A 4,336-nucleotide genomic window follows, 5' to 3' on the forward strand; every position below is an offset into this window, starting at 1 on the left:
TCTACAACTCGAAACGGCTGCACTCATCCATTGGCTATCGATCACCACAGGAATTTGAAATCCAACTTGCCCGGAAGGCGGCTTAGTTTGGCGGCATCGCCTGGTCCAGCCGGTGGGGTTCACTCCAGATCGGCGTCCAATTTTGGCTCTGACTCACTTTTGATGACATTCGGGTTTGGTTGGTACCGATTTCAGACAGAGGAATCAGTGCTATGGGCCAGAACCTCCGACCATCGACCCTCGTCCCTCGCGGCTTTGTGGTCGATGATGCCGCCAGTGGCGCCGACGCGACGCTAATCACGGTCCGTCCTTTAAGCATCGCGAGCGCCTGTCCGGGCTGTGGAACGAGATCAGTGCGGATCCACAGCCGGTATCCGCGGCGTTTGGCGGATCTGCCCATGGCGGGCAAGCCTGTTCTGCTGGTCGTAATAGTACGCCGGTTCCACTGCGACGCGGTGCTTTGCGGCCGGCGAATCTTTGCCGAGCGCTTTGACGAGGACGTCCTCGCGCCATGGGCCCGACGAACCGCTCGCCTCGATGATATCGTCCATCATCTTGGGCTTGTTCTCGGCGGGCGTCCGGCAGCGAGCTTCGCCCAGAGGCTGATGCTGCCGGTGAGCAACGACACCCTGCTGCGTGTCGTGCGGCGGCGCGGCAGCCCGCGTTTTGTTCCGCCGACCATCATCGGGATCGACGACTGGGCTTGGCGACGCAACCAACGCTATGGGACCATCATCTGCGACCTGGAGCGACGCAAGACCATCGCATTGCTGCCTGACCGGGAGCCAGCGACGGCCCAGGCCTGGCTCTCCGATCAGCCTCAGATCAGCATTGTCGCGCGCGACCGCGGCGGCGGCTACGCGATGGCTGCAGCCAAGGCGCTGCCGAAGGCGACCCAGGTGGCCGACCGTTGGCACTTGATGGAGAACGCCAGCCGCGCCTTCCTCGACGCCGTGCGCAAATCCATGCGCCAGATTCGGACCGCGATCGGCGCCACCACGATCAATCCCGACCTGCTCACCGCCGCCGAGCGCATCCAATATGAGGGATATCTTCACCGCGAAGACACCAACGCCGCCATTCTCGGCCTGGCCAAGGCCGGAGTGACGATTAAGGAGATCGTTCGCCGGACCGGGTACAGCCGAGGTCTGGTTCGTCGCGTGCTGCGTGGTCAACGCTCGGATGTCTTCCGCGTCCGCGAGAGCTCGCTCGAACTGTACCTGCCATGGCTTGACGCCCAGTGGTCGGCCGGACAGCGGAACGGCGCCGAGCTGTGGCGACGGCTCGCGGTCCAAGGGTTCCGCGGCAGCCTTCGGGTTGTCACCGAGTGGACCACGCGCCGTCGGAAGGCGGAAAAGGTCGACGGCGCCGCCTTGAGCCGGGCGCCCTCGGCGCGGACCGTTGCGCGGCTTATGACCATCGGTCGCGATAACCTCTCCAAGTCCGAAACCGTCATTGTCGCGGCGATCGAGGGCGGCGTGCCCCAGCTGGTAGACGCCAGGGAAATCATCGCCGCCTTCCAGGCCATGATCCGCAAGAAGTCTCTCGTCGATCTTGAGCCATGGCTGGAGCAAGCTCGATCCGGCCTAGTCGCCCCCTTCGCCAACGGCGTCGTCAAGGACCGAGCGGCCGTGAGCGCGGCGATTACATCTCCCTGGTCCAATGGCCAAACCGAGGGGCAGATTACCAAACTCAAACTCGTGAAACGCCAAATGTACGGCCGAGGAAAGCTCGACCTACTCCAGGCCCGGGTCATTGGCGCTGCGTAGCACTAGTCACCACCAAAATTGCGTCAGAGCCCAATTTTGACCCCCCTTATGTAATGCGCGGCGGTCAGCGTTCGCCCGGGCGGAGCTGGTCAGGGTTGCGCAGCCCGGGCGAGCGCGGATGGCGCTTGGCAGCTTGATGGGGTGATCAGGCGCGGTTCTTGAAGCGCCAGGATTCGTTTCCGGTCTCGATGATCTCGCAATGATGGGTGAGACGGTCGAGCAGCGCTGTCGTCATCTTGGCGTCGCCGAAGACGGCGGGCCATTCGCCGAACGCCAGGTTCGTGGTGACGATAATGGAGGTGCGCTCGTAGAGCCTGCTGATCAGGTGGAAGAGCAATTGCCCGCCGGCTTGTGCGAACGGGAGATACCCGAGTTCATCGAGCACGACGAAGTCGAGCCGGGTGAGGTAATCGGCGATACGGCCCTGCTTGCCGCCGCGGTGCTCGGTCTCGAGCCGGTTGACGAGATCGACGACGTTGAAGAAGCGGCCACGTGAGCCGTTGCGGATCAGGGCGCGGGCAATGGCGATTGCGAGATGCGACTTGCCGGTTCCTGTGCCGCCGATGAGCACGGCGTTGCGCTGGTCGGCGACGAAGGTGCCGTTGGCAAGGTCCCGGACCAGCACCTCGTTGACCGGCGTGCCGTCGAAGTCGAACTCATCGATGTCCTTGGCGATCGGCAGCTTGGCGACAGTGAGCTGGTATTTGATGGAGCGGGCCTGCTTCTCGGCGATCTCGGCCGACAGCAGATCGCCGACGATCCTCGGCGGCTCGTGCTGGCGCTTGATGCCTGTCGCCATGACCTCGTCATAGGCGCCGCGCATCCCGTAGAGCTTCAGCGTCCCCATTAGTTCCAGAACCTGCGTGCGTTCCATCAGCTTGCCCTCCTGAGGCTGTCGTAGCGGGCGCAGTCGGCCTGCGGCTCGTGCTGCAGGCGAAGAGCGTCCGGGGTGAGAATGGTGGCGGCCGGCGCCGGATCGCGCCGCCGCGCCAGGATGTTGATGATGACGGCGGCGGAGCAGACATTCTGGTCGAGCGCTTCCTGGCAGGCGGCCTCCACGGCATCGATGCCGTCGGTCAATACCGCGGCCAGGATCGACACCATCTGCCGATCGCCGTCATGCGCCGCCTTCAATCTGCGTCGGATACGCTCTATCGCCGAGGGCAGAACCCAGCTCTGGAAGGGCGCACCGTTGCGCAGTGCACCGGGCTTGCGAGCGAGGACCGGAACATAGTGCCAGGGATCGTAGACCGTCTCGTTGCGGCCGAAGGAGCGGGCATGTTCGGCGACGACCACGCCGTCCTGGCGGATGACGATCTTGCCGACATAGGCATGGATCTCGACCGGGCGGCCGACGGCGGTCGACAGCACCGAGTATTTGTTGTTGTCGAAGCGAACTGTGCAGGTCTTCGACACCGAGGCCGGCACCGTATGGAATCCGTCGAAGGGGCCGCGGTATTCGACCAGCTTGCCGCGCTCCTCCTCGAACACGTTCCAGATCGTTCGTTCCGGCTGTTCGATGTGACGGTGCGCCTTGGCGTAGGCGACGCACTTGTCATGCAGCCAGGCGTTCAGCTCCTCATAGGTCTTGAAGCGCAGCCTGGGCGTGAAGAAGCGCTCGCGCACCAGCCCGACCTGGTTCTCGACCTGACCTTTCTCCCAGCCCGACGCCGGCGTGCAGGCGACCGGCTGCACCAGATAGTGGCTGCACATCTGCATGAAGCGGCGATTGTATTGTCGGTCCTTGCCAACGAAGATCGTTTCCACCGCCGTCTTCATGTTGTCGTAGATGCCGCGCATGCAGGCGCCACCGAAGAAGGCAAAGGCCCGGTCGTGCGCGTCGAACACCATCTCCTGCGTCTCCCGCGGATAGGCCCTGACGAACATCATGCGGCTGTGGCAGAGCCGGACATGGGCGACCTTCACGGTCACTGTCACGCCGTTGATCAGGACGATCTCGTGGCTCCAGTCGAACTGGTAGGCCTCGCCCGGCGCGAAGAACAGCGGCACATAGGCGTCCGACATCGCCGACCCCTGCGCCTTCGCCCAGCTCTTCGCGTATCGGCGGACGGCGTCATAGCCTCCCTCGTAGCCGAGGCTGCAAAGCTCTTCGTAAATCCGGATCAGTGTCAGTTGCTCGCGCGCCGCCTTGCCACGGTTGCCATTCAAAAACCCGTCAAGCTGATCCTGCCACGGACCGATCTTCGGCTTGGGCTGCCGCTCGCGTTCGTAGGAGAACGATGTCTCATCGGATCTGAGAATCTTGCGGACGGTGTTCCGCGACACATGCAGTTCGCGGCAAATCCGCTTGAGCGACCATCCCTGCACATGGAAGGCGCGCCGAACCCGGGCAATCGTATCCACCGACTTCATCCCCACACCATCCGCTCGCTACGACGAGCTGATGGTCGCAAATCAAAGCATCAGGGGGGTCAAAATTGGGCTCTGACGCAATTTTGGTGGTGACTAGTCCTACGCAGCGCCAATGACCCGGGCCTGGAGCAGGTCGAGCTTTCCTCGGCCGTACATTTGGCGTTTCACGAGCTTGAGTTTGGTAATCTGCCCCT

Annotated in this window: 2 protein-coding genes and 1 pseudogene; 1 reads left to right on the forward strand and 2 read right to left on the reverse strand. The window is 63.2% G+C overall.

The window, feature by feature from the left end; genetic code table 11:
* Nucleotides 1-212 precede the first annotated feature (212 nt).
* Nucleotides 213-1,769 carry an ISL3 family transposase gene (locus CKW40_RS41940; RefSeq protein ID WP_095205339.1) on the forward strand — a complete coding sequence of 519 codons (1,557 nt, stop codon included), beginning with the start codon at nt 213-215 and terminating at the stop codon, nt 1,767-1,769.
* Between the two features lie 145 nt (nt 1,770-1,914).
* Here the strand turns inward: CKW40_RS41940 and istB are convergent, their stop codons facing one another.
* Together istB and istA are read right to left on the reverse strand one after the other, a co-directional pair.
* Nucleotides 1,915-2,643, reverse strand: coding sequence for an IS21-like element helper ATPase IstB (gene istB, locus CKW40_RS41945; RefSeq protein ID WP_027038551.1), 729 nt, complete (start codon nt 2,641-2,643; stop codon nt 1,915-1,917).
* A pseudogene (gene istA / locus CKW40_RS41950) lies at nt 2,576-4,142 on the reverse strand (IS21 family transposase). The gene istB and the pseudogene istA overlap by 68 nt, the downstream one beginning before the upstream one ends.
* Nucleotides 4,143-4,336 lie beyond the last annotated feature (194 nt).

Source organism: Mesorhizobium carmichaelinearum, assembly GCF_900199455.1.
GTDB classification, from domain to species: domain Bacteria; phylum Pseudomonadota; class Alphaproteobacteria; order Rhizobiales; family Rhizobiaceae; genus Mesorhizobium; species Mesorhizobium carmichaelinearum.